Origin of the sequence: Mesorhizobium sp. M5C.F.Ca.IN.020.32.2.1 (genome assembly GCF_004023105.1) — a bacterium.
In the GTDB taxonomy this organism is placed as follows: domain Bacteria; phylum Pseudomonadota; class Alphaproteobacteria; order Rhizobiales; family Rhizobiaceae; genus Mesorhizobium; species Mesorhizobium wenxiniae.
In genome coordinates, this window is sequence record NZ_RZSX01000039.1 from 1 (window position 1) to 15,492 (window position 15,492).

General features: G+C 65.4%; 16 protein-coding genes. 8 read left to right on the forward strand and 8 right to left on the reverse strand.

The features are described 5' to 3' along the window. The 4 genes from EOA86_RS03475 to clpS all read left to right on the forward strand — a co-directional run. The coding region (locus EOA86_RS03475) for a glycine betaine ABC transporter substrate-binding protein (RefSeq protein WP_281035628.1) at positions 1 to 285 on the forward strand (285 nt) is incomplete at its 5' end. A gap of 157 nt (positions 286 to 442) precedes the next feature. Beyond that, positions 443 to 1,297, forward strand: coding sequence for a choline ABC transporter permease subunit (gene choW / locus EOA86_RS03480; RefSeq protein WP_128340719.1), 855 nt, complete (start codon positions 443 to 445; stop codon positions 1,295 to 1,297). Continuing rightward, positions 1,294 to 2,475, forward strand: a complete 1,182-nt coding sequence (gene choV, locus EOA86_RS03485) for a choline ABC transporter ATP-binding protein (RefSeq protein ID WP_128340720.1) — start codon at positions 1,294 to 1,296, stop codon at positions 2,473 to 2,475. Before choW ends, choV begins: the two co-directional genes overlap by 4 nt. Positions 2,476 to 2,639: 164 nt before the next feature. Next, entirely contained in the window at positions 2,640 to 2,945 is a 306-nt protein-coding gene (gene clpS, locus EOA86_RS03490) for an ATP-dependent Clp protease adapter ClpS (RefSeq protein ID WP_128340721.1), read from the forward strand. A 167-nt stretch (positions 2,946 to 3,112) separates the two neighbouring features. Here clpS and EOA86_RS03495 read toward each other — a convergent pair whose 3' ends face one another. The 4 genes from EOA86_RS03495 to EOA86_RS03510 are packed head-to-tail and all read right to left on the reverse strand — an operon-like array spanning position 3,113 to position 9,944. Beyond that, complete coding sequence (locus tag EOA86_RS03495; protein WP_128340722.1) at positions 3,113 to 5,200, reverse strand: hypothetical protein; 2,088 nt, start codon at positions 5,198 to 5,200, stop codon at positions 3,113 to 3,115. 3 nt (positions 5,201 to 5,203) lie between these two features. Then, entirely contained in the window at positions 5,204 to 8,029 is a 2,826-nt protein-coding gene (locus EOA86_RS03500; protein ID WP_128340723.1) for a DUF4159 domain-containing protein, read from the reverse strand. Continuing rightward, a complete protein-coding gene (locus tag EOA86_RS03505; RefSeq protein ID WP_095519212.1) occupies positions 8,026 to 8,940 on the reverse strand; it encodes a DUF58 domain-containing protein in 915 nt (304 codons plus the stop codon). Before EOA86_RS03505 ends, EOA86_RS03500 begins: the two co-directional genes overlap by 4 nt. Then, positions 8,940 to 9,944, reverse strand: a complete 1,005-nt coding sequence (locus EOA86_RS03510) for a MoxR family ATPase (protein ID WP_128340724.1) — start codon at positions 9,942 to 9,944, stop codon at positions 8,940 to 8,942. The genes EOA86_RS03505 and EOA86_RS03510 overlap by 1 nt, the downstream gene beginning before the upstream one ends. Before the next feature lie 146 nt (positions 9,945 to 10,090). On the opposite strand from EOA86_RS03510, the gene EOA86_RS03515 reads away from it, so the two are divergent. From EOA86_RS03515 to EOA86_RS03525, 3 genes are read left to right on the forward strand one after another with little or no spacing between them, the layout of a single operon-like run. After that, positions 10,091 to 10,720: a DUF1285 domain-containing protein gene (locus EOA86_RS03515; protein ID WP_128340725.1), complete on the forward strand. Its 630-nt coding sequence runs from the start codon at positions 10,091 to 10,093 to the stop codon at positions 10,718 to 10,720. A 30-nt stretch (positions 10,721 to 10,750) separates the two neighbouring features. After that, a complete protein-coding gene (locus tag EOA86_RS03520; protein ID WP_127210022.1) occupies positions 10,751 to 11,383 on the forward strand; it encodes a CoA pyrophosphatase in 633 nt (210 codons plus the stop codon). After that, entirely contained in the window at positions 11,380 to 12,648 is a 1,269-nt protein-coding gene (locus tag EOA86_RS03525; protein ID WP_128340726.1) for a CCA tRNA nucleotidyltransferase, read from the forward strand. The genes EOA86_RS03520 and EOA86_RS03525 overlap by 4 nt, the downstream gene beginning before the upstream one ends. 152 nt (positions 12,649 to 12,800) lie before the next feature. Here the strand turns inward: EOA86_RS03525 and EOA86_RS03535 are convergent, their stop codons facing one another. The 3 genes from EOA86_RS03535 to hemF form a co-directional block, all read right to left on the reverse strand. Next, the gene (locus EOA86_RS03535; RefSeq protein WP_029349897.1) at positions 12,801 to 12,986 is read right to left on the reverse strand and encodes a DUF1059 domain-containing protein; all 186 of its coding nucleotides are present in this window, start codon (positions 12,984 to 12,986) and stop codon (positions 12,801 to 12,803) included. Positions 12,987 to 13,330: 344 nt separating this feature from the next. Continuing rightward, positions 13,331 to 13,591 carry a DUF1344 domain-containing protein gene (locus EOA86_RS03540; RefSeq protein WP_029349900.1) on the reverse strand — a complete coding sequence of 87 codons (261 nt, stop codon included), beginning with the start codon at positions 13,589 to 13,591 and terminating at the stop codon, positions 13,331 to 13,333. A gap of 246 nt (positions 13,592 to 13,837) precedes the next feature. After that, the gene (gene hemF / locus EOA86_RS03545) at positions 13,838 to 14,752 is read right to left on the reverse strand and encodes an oxygen-dependent coproporphyrinogen oxidase (RefSeq protein ID WP_128340728.1); all 915 of its coding nucleotides are present in this window, start codon (positions 14,750 to 14,752) and stop codon (positions 13,838 to 13,840) included. A gap of 107 nt (positions 14,753 to 14,859) precedes the next feature. On the opposite strand from hemF, the gene EOA86_RS03550 reads away from it, so the two are divergent. Next, positions 14,860 to 15,117: a hypothetical protein gene (locus tag EOA86_RS03550; protein WP_127210970.1), complete on the forward strand. Its 258-nt coding sequence runs from the start codon at positions 14,860 to 14,862 to the stop codon at positions 15,115 to 15,117. Here EOA86_RS03550 and soxR read toward each other — a convergent pair. Next, positions 15,114 to 15,492: redox-sensitive transcriptional activator SoxR (gene soxR / locus EOA86_RS03555; protein ID WP_128340729.1), on the reverse strand; the 379-nt coding region annotated here is incomplete at its 5' end. The two genes, EOA86_RS03550 and soxR, sit on opposite strands and share 4 nt — an antisense overlap.

Consider the following 15,492-nt stretch of genomic DNA (forward strand, 5'->3'; position numbering starts at 1 on the left):
GTGTTCGGCCCGAATTTCGGCGGCGCGACCGTCGCCACCAACGTCCGGGCCGGCTACACCACCGAATGCCCGAACGTCGGCGCGCTGCTCAAGAACATGGTGTTCTCGCTCAAGATGGAAAACGAGATCATGGGTGCGATCCTCAATGATGGCGCCGACCCGAAGGCCGCGGCTACCGAATGGCTCAAGGCCAATCCGGACGCGATTACCCCATGGCTCGCCGGTGTGACGACCTTCGACGGCGGCGACGCCGCGGCCGCCGTGAAAACTGCGCTGGGTTCGTAGCAGATTTACACCCTCCCCCTTGCGGGGAGGGTCGGCGCGGCACGCGCCGCGGTGGGGGTGGTGCAGAACGGAGCATAACCGTGACCACCCCACTCCGCTGCGCGGTTCGACCCACTCCGCCAGGGGGAGGGCGAAGTAGAATGAGGGGACATTTGCCATGGATCCGGTTTCGCAACTGATTTCGAGCTTCAAGATCCCGATCGGGCGGTGGGGCAAGACCTTCTTCGACTTTCTGACCACCAATTTCGAATGGTTTTTCGACAGTATCGCCGACGGGCTCACCGTCGTTCTCGACGGGTTGGTCGATCTTTTGCTGCTCGTCCCGCCGGTTCTCCTGGTTGCCGCCGTAGCCGGGCTTGCCTGGTACCTGCAGAAATCATGGAAGCTGGCGCTTGCCGTCGCGCTCGGCCTCCTCTTCATCGTCAACCAGGATCTCTGGCAGGAAACCGTCGAGACGCTGGTGTTGGTCGTGGCCGCCGCTGCGGCCTCCATGGCCATCGGCGTGCCGATCGGCATCTGGGCGGCGCATAACGAGCGTGGCTACCGCTATCTCCAGCCAATCCTCGACCTGATGCAGACTATGCCGACCTTCGTCTACCTGATCCCGGTGCTCATTCTCTTCGGCCTCGGCATCGCTCCCGGCCTCATCGTTACCGTCATCTTCGCCGCTCCCGCGCCGATCCGCCTGACCCATCTCGGCATCACCTCGGTGCCGAAACCGATGATCGAGGCCGGCGAGGCCTTCGGCGCGACAAAACGCCAGCTCTTGTGGAAAGTAGAGCTGCCGGCGGCGCTGCCGACCATCATGGCGGGGCTGACGCAGTGCATCATGCTCTGCCTCTCCATGGTCGTGATCGCTGCGCTCATCGGCGCCAACGGCCTTGGCAAGCCGGTGGTGCGCGCGCTGAACTCGGTCAACATCCCGCTCGGGCTCGAGGCCGGCCTCGCCATCGTCGTGCTCGCCATCATCCTCGACCGCATCAGCCGCATCGGCACGGGAGCCGCCAAATGAGCGCCGCGGTCGATTTCAAGAATGTCGACATCGTCTTCGGCGCGGCGCGCAAGGAAGCGCTGGCGCTCGTAGACAGCGGCGCGACGCGTCAGGAAATCCTGGAGAAGACCGGCGCCGTGCTCGGCTGCGCCGGCGCCAATTTGACCGTCAACGAGGGCGAGATTTCCGTCCTGATGGGCCTCTCCGGCTCCGGCAAATCGACGCTGCTCCGCGCCGTCAACTTGCTCAACGTGCCGGCGCGCGGCAATGTCATGGTCAAGGACGGCGACCGCATGGTCGATGTCGCGGCCTGCGACGCCGCCACGCTGCGCCACATCCGACAGACGCGGGTCGCCATGGTGTTCCAGCAGTTCGGCCTTCTGCCTTGGCGCACCGTCGCTGAAAATGTCGGCTTCGGCCTCGAGCTGTCCGGCGTGCCCGACGTCGAGCGCAAGGCGCGCGTCGAGCGCCAGTTGAAGCTCGTCGGCCTCGACCAGTGGGCGTCGAAATACGCCCACGAACTTTCCGGCGGCATGCAGCAGCGCGTCGGGCTGGCGCGTGCGTTTGCCACCGAAGCGCCGATCCTGCTGATGGACGAGCCGTTCTCGGCGCTCGACCCGCTGATCCGGACCAAGCTGCAGGACGAGTTGCTGCAGCTTCAGGCAGAACTGAAAAAGACCATCATCTTCGTCAGCCACGACCTCGAGGAGGCGCTGAAGATCGGCAGCCACATCACCATCATGGAAGGCGGGCGCATCGTGCAGACCGGCGCGCCGGAAGACATCGTGCTGCGCCCCGCCAACGACTATGTCCGCGACTTCATCGCCAATGTGAATCCGCTCTCGGTGCTGACCGCCTGGAACGTGATGCGCGACCGCCGCGACCTCGAGCACGGCGAGGACGGCTGGGTGTGGCTCGACCGCCGCAAGACGACGCGTTTCAAGATCGACGAGCACGGGCTGGTGGCGGCGGCCGAGCGCGACGGCAAGCCGGCGTTCTGGGTGTCCTGCGCCGATGTCGAGGCCCAGCCGGAGGAGACGGCGCAGGTGTTCTGGGCCAATCCCGGCACCTCGCTGAAGACCGTGATGCTGGCCATGCACCGCTCGCAGACCGCACCCGTGGCGCTGTTCGACGACCAGTCGCGCTTCGTCGGCGCCATCGGCATCAGGGACGTGCTGTCGGCGGTGTTGAGAAGGTAAGCTTTCTCATCGGAGGGAGGTCGACCCTAAGCCGCCAGCGGCAATCTCAGACTTGTGAACGGCGCGCCCGCCGGAAAGGCGGTTTGTGCGCGGCTCAAATGGACGCCCGCTTTTGCCTATGCCAGAATAAACGCAAAGTTTCTTGCGCGCAGTTGCCGGTTCCGATGCCTGAGATCGTCACCAAACCCCGCACCAAAACGAAGCCGCAAATCGAACGGCCGAAGCTCTACAAGGTCATCCTTCTCAATGACGATTTCACGCCGCGCGAGTTCGTGGTGACGGTGCTCAAGGGCGAATTCAAGCTGAGCGAAGACCAGGCGCGGCGGGTGATGATCACCGCGCACCAGCGCGGCATCTGCGTCGTCGCCGTCTTCACCAGGGACGTCGCCGAGACCAAGGCGATGCGGGCGACCGATGCCGGCAAGGCCAAGGGCTACCCGCTGATGTTCACGACGGAACCGGAGGAGTAGTGCCGTTTTCTCCTTCTCCCCTGTGGGAGCGGGTGGCCGAGCGCAGCTCGGTCGGATGAGGGGTGTTCCAGCTTGGCGTCGACGGCATCCCGTCCAGCACCCCTCAACCGTCTTGGCGCTGCGCTAATCCACATTCTCCCACAAGAGGAGAAGGATAAACCGCTGCGCTACCGCCCCTCGCGGTACCACATCGAGCCTAATGCCAGAAGCAGCAGGCCGAGGCCGAGGAACCCGCCGAACAGCGGCACGCGCGAGACGGCCTTCAGCACGCTGTCGTCGGTGGTGCGCAGGCCGATCCAGTCGTTGCCGGCGGCCGCGCCCGTGGAGCGGACCGGGACGACCGACGGCAGCGTCACGCCGCCGGTGAGGTTGCCAAGGGCCGACGATTGCGCCAGCCGGCGCACACTGCCGCCGGTGGCCTCGGCCGGCGCTTTCAGCCGGTTCTCGGTGGAGACGACGTCGGTGAATTCCGGTGCGTTGACCGGGCCGACATGGGCAAGCGCCTTCAGGTCGCCATTGCCGACCTGGTAGAGGCCGATCTCGCTGGTTTCGATGCTGCCCAGGAAGACGCCGGGTTCGGCTCTCTCTAGCTTGACGGTCATCGCCTTGCCGGACGGGGTGATGATCTGCGCCGGGCCGGGATCGTCGCTCATCGTCTGGCGGCGGATTTCCAGCATCATGCCGCGGCCGTCGGCGGTCAGCCGCTCCTCCTCGAGTTCAGGCTCCTTCATCAGCCAGTGGGCGATGCGGCGATAGAGCTGGACATGCGGGCCGCCGCCCTCGAAGCCGCGCGCCCATAACCAGCCCTGGTCGGACAGAAACATGCCGACGCGGCCTTCGCCCTTGCGGTCGAGCAGGAGCAGCGGACGGTTGTCGGCGCCCTTCATCACCGCCTCGCCCTCGGGGTTCTCGACGCCGATGGTGCGGAACCAGCGGCTCCAGTGCGGCGGCTCGGTGGCGGAACCGTCGAGCCCGCGCGTCACCGGATGGCGCTGGCCGAGCTCGGTGAGGCGCGGATAGAAGGCCTTGTCGACGACTTCTCCGGTCGGCATCGCCGGCAGCGCCGACATCAAAGGCGTGCGGGCGATGGAACTTTCGCCGGCATATTCGGGCCCTGCCGCGATCAGCAGGGCGCCGCCCTTTTCGACATATTCGGCGATATAGTCGTAATAGAGGATCGGCAGCACGTCGCGGTGCTGATAGCGGTCGAAGATGATCAGGTCGAAATCCTTGATCTTCTCGACGAACAGCTCGCGCGTCGGGAAGGCGATCAGCGACAATTCGTTGATCGGCGTGCCGTCCTGCTTTTCCGGCGGCCGCAGAATGGTGAAGTGGACCAGATCGACCGAGGCGTCGGATTTCAGAAGGTTGCGCCAGGTGCGCTCACCGGCATGCGGTTCGCCGGAGACCAGCAGCACGCGCAAATTCTCGCGGATGCCGTCGATCAGCGCGATAGCGCGGTTGTTGGTGTCGGTGAGTTCGTCGGGCTCGGGATCGATAGCGAGTTCGACGATGTTGCGGCCGGCGCCGGGAATGGTCACCTGCAGCGGCATGGCCTGGCCGATGGTGGCGCGCTCGACCGAAACCTGCTCGCCATTGACCGACACGCGCACGTCGACCGAGCCGGCCTCATTGTTGGTGCCGATGACGCGATAGGTCATTTCGAGCGGCTTGCCGACCAGACCGAAGCGCGGCGCATTCTCGAAGCGGATGCGGCGATCCTTTTCCTGGTCGTTGCCGGTGATCAGCGCGTGCAGCGGGGCGTTGAAGTTGGGTGTGCCGGCGGGGGCGTCATGCACCTCGCCATCGGTGATCATGATGGCGCCGCCGATGCGCGAAGGCGGCACGTCGCGGAAAGCGCCTTCAAGCGCGCCGAAAAGCCGCGTTTCGGTGCGCTCCTCGGCGGCTTCCGACTTGCCGGCCTCGACGACGCGGACGTCGAACTGCTTGAAGCGGCCAAGGCGCTGCTGAAGCCCGGCCAGCGCCTCGTCGGTCTGCTTGGTGCGCTCGCCAATGTCCTGGCTCTGGCTGCGGTCGACAACGACGGCCACGACGCTTTTCAGCGCCTCGCGCTCTTCGTCGAGGAACACCGGGTTGAGCAGGGCCGCACCCAGCGCGAGCAGGCCGGCGAGACGGAAGACCGCGCCGCGCTGGCGAAACCACAGGCCGACCAATGCCAGCAGCAACAGCGGCGCCAGCACCAAGCCAAGCAGCGGCCAGGAGATGAGCGGTTCGAAGGCGAGCGACCAGTTCATGGCTTACTGCCCCAGCCGTTCGAGCAGCACCGGCACGTGCACCTGATCGGATTTATAGTTGCCGGTCAGCATGTACATCATGATGTTGACGCCGGCGCGTAGCGCATAAATGCGCTGCATCGGGTCTGACGGCACGGTCGGCAAAAGCGGGTCGCCATTCTCGTCGACCGCCCAGGCGCCGGCGAAATCATTGGCGGTGATCATGATCGGCGAGACGCCGTCGCCCGTGCGCACCGGGCGGTTCTCGGTGTTGGTGGCTTCGAGCGACGCCGCGACCCAGAGCGGGCCGCCGGCGAAACGTCCGGGAAACTCAGGCAGGATATAGAAGGATTTCGTCAGTACATGATCCGACGGCACCGGTTCCAGCGGCGGCACGTTGAGATTGCCGAGGATGTCGCGCAGCCGCTCGGTCGCCGGACTAGCCGAGTCCGCGCCGATGCCGGTGGCGAACTGGTCGCGCGTGTCGAACAGCACCGTGCCGCCCTGCTGCATATAGGCGTCGACGCGGCCGATCGCGGCCTGGCTCGGCATCGGTGCGGCAGGGTCGATCGGCCAGTAAATCAGGGGATAGAAGGACAGCTGGTCCTTCGAGATATCGACGCTCGCCGGCGCCCCCGGCTCGAGCGCGGTCTTCTCGATCAGGAAGCGGGTCAGGCCCTCCAGCCCGGCTTGGCTGATCGAATCGACGCTCCGTTCGCCGGTCTGCACATAGGCGATCCGGGTCTTCGAAATGTCCTCGATCGCCCGCTCGTCGCCGGGTTTGGAATCGTCGGCGCGGACGATGTCGGTGTGGCCGACCAGCGCGCCGAGCGCAATCAGCAGAGCGGCTGTGGTTGCAGCAGCCGTGCCGGCGCGGCGCGGCCGGCGCGAGAACAGGCCGGCCATCCAGAACACGGCCAGCGTGTCGAGCACCATCAACAAAAGGGCTGTCGCCACCAGCGGGCCCTTCAAATTGTGCGATTCGTCGAAGGCGTACTGGATGGTGGTGACCGGCACGGTGATCTGAGGACGGACCAGCGGTGCAAATCTGCTTTCAGCATTGAGCAGATTGTGGGCGAGGACGCCGGTTTCGGAGCCGTAGAGACCAGGCGGGTTCTCGAACGTCACCGGCAGCGGGCCGGCGCCCGGCACCAGCGGCCGTGCATCCGGCGTCGGCGGCACCAGCGTGCCGTCGGCTGATATCATGCGGTATGGCGCCAGCGAGGTGGCGGCGGCTTCGGCATTGGCGACCGCTGCACCCTGATTGCGTGACAGTTGCACGATGCGGCGCAGCATCTCGACGAAGCTGCCGGAGATCGGCAGGTTCGACCAGGTCGCCTCCGGCGTGACATGGAACAGGACGAGCGTGCCCTTGCCCTTCTTCATCCCGGTCACCAGCGGTGTGCCGTCGGCAAGCGTGGCCCAGGTGCGCTCGACGATGTCGGGCGTCGGCTCGGCCAGCACCTGCCTAGTGACGGTGACTTCGGCGGGCGGAGCGAGGTCGGAGAAGGGACCGGTCTTCGGGAAGTCGGTGACCGGCTGCGGCGTCGTCCATGACAGCGCGCCGCCGAGCGAACGCTCGCCGGTACGCAGCCTGACCGGCAGCAGGTCGTCGTCATTGCCGGCGGCCACCAGCCGCGAGCCGGCGAACCGCACCAGCGTGCCGCCATTGTCGACCCAGTCGACCAGCCTCTGCCGCACCTGCTCCGGAATGGTACCCACATCGGCCATGACAATCATCGCCGGCTTCTGGTCGAGGAGCTGCGGGATGGCGTCGGCAAGGTCGGCGCTCGACGGCTCAGTCAGATCGGCGAAGGGCTGCAGCGCGCGGCGGATGTAGTACAGCGGCGACAAAAGCGGCTGCGCCTGGTCGGCTTCGGCCTGCGACAGCAGTCCGACGCGACGGCGCTTGGAATTCTCATCGAGCACGCGGACGGCGCCGGCCTGCCGCTGGCCGTCGAGCGCAATCGAGGCGAAGTCGTTGCGCAGTTCGAACGGCACCGCCATCGTGCCGGTGGCGGTGGCTTCGCCCGGCGAGAAGGTCAGCGTGGCGTCGGCGATGCGGCGGCCCTTGTCGTCGAAGGCGCCGGCGGTCACCTGAGCCGGGGTCGGATCGCCCGGCGCGCGGATGGCGGTCAGCTCGAAGCCGTCCACCTGGTTGTCGGCGCCGGTCAGGCCGATCAAGCTAGGCCGGTCGGAGGCGGCCCAGACGACACGGGCGGCGTTCTTCGACAAAAGCGTGTTGAAGGCGGCCTCGTCGCCTTCCGCCGCCAGACCGTCGGCGAGCACCGCGACACTGGCGCCCGGCAAGGTCTCCAGGGTTGCCGCGACGCGGGCGTAGACAGCAGGGCGGTCGGTCGGGATCGGCCGCGGCTTTGCCGCGCGCAGCCGGTCGAGCGCGGTGGCGGCATCGAAGGGACCGATCTCGGCGTTCGGCTTCTCGGCGGTGAAGGCGATGATGACGGGCACGTCGTTGGAGCTGGCATCGGTGATCAGCCGTTCGGCAGTGGCGACGCGCTGGCCCCAGTCGGCGGCACTTGCCCAGTCATTGTCGATGACCAGCGCAAGAGCGGCACCCTCGGCCGGCAGTCTTTCACGCGGGTTGAAGACGGGTTCGGCCAGCGCCGTAACGATAAGAGCCGCCATCAGCAGCCTGAGCAGCGTCAGCCACCACGGGCTCTGTTGCGGCGTCTCCTCGCGCTTCAGCACCCGGGCCAGGATCTTCAGCGGCGGGAAGACCTCAGTCTGCGGTTTGGGCGGGGTGAACCGCAAAAGCCACCAGATCACCGGCAGTGCCAGAAGGCCCCACAGCACCATCGGCGCCCCGAAGGAGAGCGGCAACCAACTCATGCGCGGATCCTCCCGGCTGAGCTGCCATCGACGGTCATCGCCATGTGGACACGCACCAGCGCATCGGAGGCGAGACGGTCGGTGTGGTTGACGGTGAAGCTCCAGCCGAGCCGCTTGCACCAGTCGGTCAGCTCCTGGCGGCGGGCGATGTAAAGCAGTCGGTAATCATCGCCCAGCGTTTCGGCGCGGCCGGCGGTCAGCTTGTCGCCGGTTTCGGGATCGGTGAACTCGGTGCGGCCGGCATAGGGGAATCTCTCCTCGGCGGGGTCGGCGACCTCGATCAGATGGGCACGCACGCCGTGGCGGGCGAGCACGTCGAGCCAGGCGATGGTGTCCTCGACCGGATCGAGGAAGTCGCTAACGATGACGATGTCGCAGAAGCGGCGGATGGCGGACAGGTCGGGCTTTGCCGGCAATTCGCCGGCATGGGTGAGTTGTGCTGCGATGCGCTCGGCGCCGTTGCGGGCGGTGAACGGATCGGTCAGTCCGGGCCAGGCGATGCGTTCGCCGCTGCGCGACAGAAGCTCTGCCATGGCCAGCGCCAGCACCAGCGCGCGGGATTCCTTCGAGACGGTGGCGCCGGTCGATTTGTAGAGCATGGAAGGCGAGGGGTCTGCCCACAGCCACACCGTATGGGCGGCCTCCCATTCGCGGTCGCGCACATAGACGTGGTCGTCGCGGGCCGAGCGGCGCCAGTCGACGCGCGAAGAATCGCCTTCTACATAGGGCCGGAACTGCCAGAAATTCTCGCCGATGCCCCGCTTGCGGCGGCCGTGCCAGCCGGCGATCACGGTGTTGACGATGCGGCGTGCTTCGACCAGCAGGTCCGGCACCAGCGACGCCCGCAACCGACCGCGGGCGAGCGCGTCACGCGTCGCCGCCGGTGCCTGGGCCTCGCCTATACGCGCCATCAGATGCCTTTTGCCAGTTTCGCCACCAGGTCGCGCACGGTCGTGCCCTCGGCACGGGCGGCAAAGGTCAGCGCCATGCGGTGCTGCAGCACAGGCTCGGCCAGCGCTCTGACATCGTCGATCGACGGCGCCAGCCGTCCGTCATAGAGCGCGCGGGCGCGGGCGCACAGTGTCAACGCCTGACTGGCGCGCGGGCCTGGCCCCCAGGCGACGTGCTTGTCGGTCTCGGCATTGCCCTGGCCGGGGCGCGCCGAGCGCACCAGTTGGAGGATCGCCTCGACGACGCTTTCCGGCACCGGCATGCGGCGAATGAGGGTCTGGATCTCTTTCAGCCGCGCCGGCTGCAGTACGTTCTGCGCCTTGGCGTCCTCGATGCCTGTGGTTTCCAGAAGAATGCGGCGCTCCGCCTCGATTTCCGGATAGAGGATGTCGACCTGCATGAGGAAGCGGTCAAGCTGTGCCTCGGGCAGCGGATAGGTGCCTTCCTGCTCCAACGGGTTCTGCGTCGCCAGTACGTGGAAGGGCGCCGGCAGGTCGTGGCGGACACCGGCAATGGTGACGTGGTATTCCTGCATCGACTGCAGCAGCGCCGACTGGGTGCGCGGTGAGGCGCGGTTGATCTCGTCGGCCATCAGCAGCTGCGCGAAGATCGGCCCGGAGATGAAGCGGAAGGAACGCTTGCCGAATTCGTCCTGCTCCATCACCTCGGAGCCGAGAATGTCGGACGGCATCAGGTCAGGCGTGAACTGGATGCGGCGGGAATCGAGGCCGAGCACGATGCCCAGCGTCTCGACCAGCTTGGTCTTCGCGAGGCCGGGCACGCCGACCAGCAACGCATGGCCGCCGGCGAGCAGCGCCACAAGCGTGCGTTCGACGACGCTTTCCTGGCCGAAGATGACGCGGCCGACGCCATCGCGAACCCTGGAAATGTCGGCCAGCGCCGTCTCGGCCTGGGCGATCATGTCCTTTTCGCTGATCGGGCTTTCCTTGATCATCACGCTCATGCAGCATCGATCCTACTCGTTGGAGATACCGGCTTGCACCTTCGACGCTGCAGAGTGCCGCGATTCGGCCTCGCATGGCGCCTGTCTTTGAACTTAAATCACTGGCTTAGGCTGACAAGCGGAACAACAGTGACTATTTCGTGACCATGACAGAACGCGCCGACGATCGTGAAGAGAGCCTGACGGCCGCCACCGAGGCGTGCGGACTGGAGGCACTGATCTCGCGTGCCGCCCGCGCGGGCAAGGGGCCGGCGCCGGTTGAGCGCTGGAATCCGGCCTTTTGCGGCGATCTCGACATGGAGATCAGAGAGGACGGCACCTGGTTCTACCAGGGCACGCCGATCGGCCGTATGCCGTTGGTGCAGCTGTTTTCCTCCGTGCTGCGCAAGGACGAAGACGGCAAGACCTATCTTGTAACACCGGTGGAAAGGGTCGGCATCCGCGTCGTCGACGCGCCCTTCATCGCCGTCGAGATGGACGTTTCCGGCACCGGCGATGGCCAAGTCATCACTTTCCGCACCAATGTCGGCGACGTGGTCGAGGCCGGACCGGACCATCCGCTACGCTTCGTCGATGAAGACGCGACCGGTGGCCTGAAACCCTATGTGCTGGTGCGCGGACGGCTGGAAGCGCTGGTGGCGCGGCCGGTCATGTACGAACTGGTCGAGCATGGCGAAGAGATCGATGTCGGTGGCAGAAGGATGTTTGCCGTCCGCTCGAAGGGCGCGGTCTATCCGATAATGCCCGCGGAAAAACTGCAGCGGCTGAGTGCGTGATCGGCAGCGTATGGTGGACCAGGTGACGCTATGGACCAAGTGACGCGGGGGCCGTTTTCGGCCGAGGATTTTCGCGCCCGCGTCGCGGCGCAGCCGCTGGCGCATGCCGCCGACGATTATGGCGACCATCGCTTCAACCCCGGCCATCCGCGTTTGAAGCTCGCAAAGGCGCTGCGCGATGCCGCCGTGCTGATCCCGGTGGTCGATCACGGTCGCGATGCCACGGTTCTGCTGACCAAACGGGCGGAAAAGCTGCGAAACCATTCGGGGCAGGTGGCCTTTCCGGGCGGCACGATCGATCCAACCGATCCGAGCCCGGAGGCGGCGGCATTGCGCGAGACATTCGAGGAGATCGGGCTCGGCCAGGACCGGGTCGAGATCATCGGCCGCATGCCTGATTACGTCTCCGGCAGCGGCTACCGCATCGCCCCGGTGCTGGGAATAGTGCGGCCGGATTTTTCACTGACGCTGAATTCCGAGGAGGTCGACGCCGCCTTCGAAGTGCCGCTGCGCTTCCTTATGGACCCGGCCAACCACGGCCGCGAAAGCCGCATGTGGAACGACCTCGAATGGGTCTTTTACGAGATGCCCTATGACGGACAACGCATCTGGGGCGTCACCGCCGGCATCATCCGCACGCTCTATGAAAGGCTCTATACGTGAGCGGCCGGGTGTCGCTCGCGGGCAAAGCCGACTGGCTCGGCGAAAAGCACCTGCAGCGCCTGCTGGCGGCGCTGGCGAATGGCGGCGAGGAGGCGCGTGTCGCCGGCGGCGCGGTGCGCAATGCGCTCATCGGCCAGCCGGTCGCCGACGTCGATATTGCCACCACGACCGTGCCTGATGAAACCATCCGCCGCGCCGAGGCGGCGGGCTTCAAGGCCGTGCCGACCGGCATCGAGCACGGCACCATCACGATTGTCGCCGGCGGGAAGCCGTTCGAGGTGACTACGCTGCGCGCCGACATCGAGACCGACGGACGGAGGGCCAAGGTGTCGTTCGGACGCGACTGGAAGGCCGACGCGGAACGGCGCGATTTCACCATCAACGCGCTCTATGCCGAGGCCGACGGGACGATCGTTGACCTGGTCGGCGGCGTCGCCGACATCGAGGCGCGCCGGCTGCGTTTCATCGGCGATCCGGAGGCGCGCATCCGCGAGGATTATCTACGCATCCTGCGCTTTTTCCGCTTCTTCGCCTGGTATGGCGACGGCCGGCCGGATGCCGAAGGGCTGAAGGCCTGCGCCCGGCTCAAGGAGGGGCTTGGCCAACTCTCGGTCGAGCGCGTCTGGTCCGAGCTGAAGAAGCTGCTGTCGGCCCCCGATCCATCGCGCGCCTTGCTGTGGATGCGCCAGGCCAGCGTGCTCACCAGCGTTCTGCCGGAGACCGAGAAATGGGGCATCGATGCGATCCATGCGCTGACCAGGGCCGAGAAGGATCTAGGCTGGACGCCGGACCCGCTGCTCAGGCTGGAAGCGATCGTGCCGCCGGACGCCGCGCGGCTGAAGACGCTCGCCGAGCGGCTGAGATTCTCCGTCAGCGATGCCGGCCGTCTCAGGCAGTGGGCGCTGACAGCGCCTGTCGAGCCGAAGACGACCGAAGCGGAACTCGCAAAACGGCTCTATCGTGGCGATCATCAGGGCCTTGTCGATCGCTTGCGGCTGTCGCTCGCTTCCGCTCGAGGCCGCGCCGTCGAGGACAATGACGCGCTGCTAGAAGCCGGCGGCTTCTCGCGCCTGCTCGCCTTCGCCGGAAAATGGAAAAAGCCTGACTTTCCGCTCAAGGGCGCCGATCTGACGACGCTTGGCGCGTCGCCCGGACCGAAACTCGGCGCAACCTTGAAAAACCTCGAAAACGAGTGGGTCGAGTCCGGCTTTGCGCTGGATCGCGGCGCACTTCTCGAGCGCGCCGCAGAAGCACTCGAAAGTTAGAAAACGTTTGGAAACTCTACTCTGGCGGCCATCTGATGGCGTTTTCCGCGCTTTCGGTACTCACGGACCCAAATGTCCGCTGCGCTCCGGTTCTCGAAACCACCACCATATGACTCGCCCGAGCGAATTTCGAAACAGTCTCTTAGGCATAGTTAGGCCGCGTCGCGGGGCTTTTCGATGCGCGAACGGATGGCTTCGATCATCGTCTCGCGGATGATCGTCTCGCCATGCGTCTCACGCATGTGCTCGACCGCACGACGCATGATCTCGGCTTCCTCGTCGGCGCGCGTATGCCAGTCACAACCCGGAACGAGCGAGCCGCAGTGGAATTCCTTCATCGGATTCTCCCTTTTTCCTCCTCGGAGCGCCGCATCTGCTCTGACACGGAAGCTCCACACGTTGATCGACGCATGATCCCTGGCGAACCGGAATCGGCATTCGGGTCATGCGCTGACCGAGCCAGCATAACACGATCGAATGGTTTTGGTTGCGTTAGAGCGCCGCGCGTCCGGTAGACGCGTAAAGGACGCTCCAACGTTTTGTCATCTGCGCATGATCCTTCCGAAAACCGGAAGCAGTTTTCGGGGTCATGCGCGAGAAACCGAAAGGGCGGAGCAGCGCTGCTCCGCCCTCTTACGCTACCCCGGAGGCAAGACCCCGTCTTGCTCCAGCGAGCAGGCGATCACTTCACGATCCTGACTGCCTCGGCAATTTTGTGCTTGCCGCTCATGTCCCACGAAACGCGGACCTTTTCGCCGGCCTTCAGGCCAGGGTTCTTGAAGGCCTTGGGCAGCGTAAAGGCAGATCCGTCATCCAGAACAAGGCTCATGGTTGTTCCATCATAAGTTTTGACCGTGCCCGTGGTGTGCTTGACCGCTGCGAAGGCAGCGCCACCAGAGGCAAGAACGGCAGCAGCCGCAACCGACATAATAAGCTTGCGCATGGCATGCTCTCCTGGAAAATGAGGGCACCATTTGGAAAGGTGCCCCACTCAATCATGGGCCGTCCGGTCGCGTCGGGTCGCGGTTCTAGGGGAGGAGGAACCGCCGGCGTTTCCCGGCCCGGAACGAAAAATAGTCTTGCTTTTTCAATTGGATATTAGACGAAAAAGATATTCTGCGCGCCACATTCGCCGCCAAAATCAAACGATTTGGACCTGATTGCGGCTCACGTCCAACTCACCGAGATTTTACGGCCATTTCACTTCCGGCGGCAGGCTGGACAGGATCGAGGCCACGTTGCCGCCGGTCCTCAGTCCGAAGATAGTGCCGCGATCGTGAAGCAAGTTGAATTCGACATAGCGGCCGCGGCGAATGAGCTGTTCTTCACGGTCGCCGTCGGTCCAGTTGTCGTTGAAATTGGCCCGCACCAGATGTCCGTAGACGACGAGAAAAGATCGCCCGACATCCTGGACGAAGTTGAAATCGGCGTTCCAGCCGCCTTTGTCCTCACTCGAATGCAGCCAATCGAAGAAGATGCCGCCGGTGCCGCGCGGTTCGTCGCGGTGCGGCAGATAGAAATACTCGTCGCACCAGGCCTTGAATTTTGCGTGGTCGGCGACGCCAGCGTGCTTCTCGCAGGCGAATCGCATGGCCCTGTGGAAGGCAACCGTGTCCGGGTCGTCCTGGGTGCGGCGACGGTCGAGCACCGGCGTCAGGTCGGCGCCGCCGCCGAACCACTGGCGCGAGGTGACGACCATACGCGTGTTCATGTGCACCGCCGGCACGTTGGGGTTCCACGGATGGGCGATCAGCGAAATGCCACTCGCCCAGAAGCCCGGGTCTTCCTCGGCGCCCGGCATCTGCTTCCTGAACTCCGGCGAGAACTCGCCATAGACGGTGGAGGTGTGGACGCCGACCTTCTCGAAAACGCGGCCACGCATCATCGACATGGTGCCGCCGCCGCCCTTGCCGGCGTCGCGCTCCCACGGCGTCCTTTCGAAGCGGCCGGGCGACCATGAGGCCTGCGGCCCCTGCAGGTCCTGCTCGATCTGCTCGAAGGCGGCGCAAATGCGCTCGCGCAACGTCTCGAACCACAGCCGCGCCTTCATCTTCTTCTGTTCGATGTCGGCCGGCAGCCCCGCCGGTATTTCGGGTCGTTGCAAATGCTGTCTCCGGCTGTGGGGCGCGTACCCCGACAAATGACTCGTCTTTTCCGGCCGCGATCCCTAATCTCTTAGGTGCAAGGGTCAAGTGTGAATGGAGTTCTTTCGTGCGCACCCCGGCAAGACCGCCGCTGGATGGCCTGAAGAAGAGGCTCGACCGTTCGCGCGCCAATCGCGAGCGCATGCCACGCGACGGGTTCCTGCGCGAGACCTTCGTCCTGCCGCGCTCCGATGCGCGGCTTAAGGCGAAGGAGTGGTTCGAGCGCTTTCCCAAGCAGGCCTACTGGACCGAGATCGAAAGCTGGTTCGAGCGGCCGGGCGACGTCATCGAGTTCACCATCAGGCGATTGCCGGCGGCAGATTAACGAGCGACCAACAACCGCCTTGCTCCTGGGCCTTGGGCGCTCAATCGGTCTTCCTTGTTCCGCAGCGGGCACTTGTCGATCGACATGCAGCCGCAGCCGATGCAGTCGGTCAGCCCGTCGCGCAGCTTCTTCAGCTGGGCAATCTTCTGATCGAGCTGGTCGCGCCAGGCCGTTGAAAGCAGGTTCCAGTCCTCGCGCGTCGGTGTGCGGCCCTCAGGCAGCGATTCAAGTGCAGCACCGATCTCGGCCAGCGAGATGCCGACCTCCTGCGCGATCCTGATGATCGCCACACGCCTCAGCACGTCGCGACCGTAGCGCCGCTGGTTGCCTGATGTGCGGTGGCTGCGGACCAGTCCGCGCGCCTCGTAGAAATGC

Excerpts from the sequence above, each read along its gene's own strand:
- choW (WP_128340719.1), top strand. The coding sequence starts at position 443 with ATGGATCCGGTTTCGCAACTGATTTCGAGCTTCAAGATCCCGATCGGG.
- choV (WP_128340720.1), top strand. The coding sequence starts at position 1,294 with ATGAGCGCCGCGGTCGATTTCAAGAATGTCGACATCGTCTTCGGCGCG.
- clpS (WP_128340721.1), top strand. The coding sequence starts at position 2,640 with ATGCCTGAGATCGTCACCAAACCCCGCACCAAAACGAAGCCGCAAATC.
- EOA86_RS03495 (WP_128340722.1), bottom strand. The coding sequence starts at position 5,200 with ATGAACTGGTCGCTCGCCTTCGAACCGCTCATCTCCTGGCCGCTGCTT.
- EOA86_RS03500 (WP_128340723.1), bottom strand. The coding sequence starts at position 8,029 with ATGAGTTGGTTGCCGCTCTCCTTCGGGGCGCCGATGGTGCTGTGGGGC.
- EOA86_RS03505 (WP_095519212.1), bottom strand. The coding sequence starts at position 8,940 with ATGGCGCGTATAGGCGAGGCCCAGGCACCGGCGGCGACGCGTGACGCG.
- EOA86_RS03510 (WP_128340724.1), bottom strand. The coding sequence starts at position 9,944 with ATGAGCGTGATGATCAAGGAAAGCCCGATCAGCGAAAAGGACATGATC.
- EOA86_RS03515 (WP_128340725.1), top strand. The coding sequence starts at position 10,091 with ATGACAGAACGCGCCGACGATCGTGAAGAGAGCCTGACGGCCGCCACC.
- EOA86_RS03520 (WP_127210022.1), top strand. The coding sequence starts at position 10,751 with ATGGACCAAGTGACGCGGGGGCCGTTTTCGGCCGAGGATTTTCGCGCC.
- EOA86_RS03535 (WP_029349897.1), bottom strand. The coding sequence starts at position 12,986 with ATGAAGGAATTCCACTGCGGCTCGCTCGTTCCGGGTTGTGACTGGCAT.
- EOA86_RS03540 (WP_029349900.1), bottom strand. The coding sequence starts at position 13,591 with ATGCGCAAGCTTATTATGTCGGTTGCGGCTGCTGCCGTTCTTGCCTCT.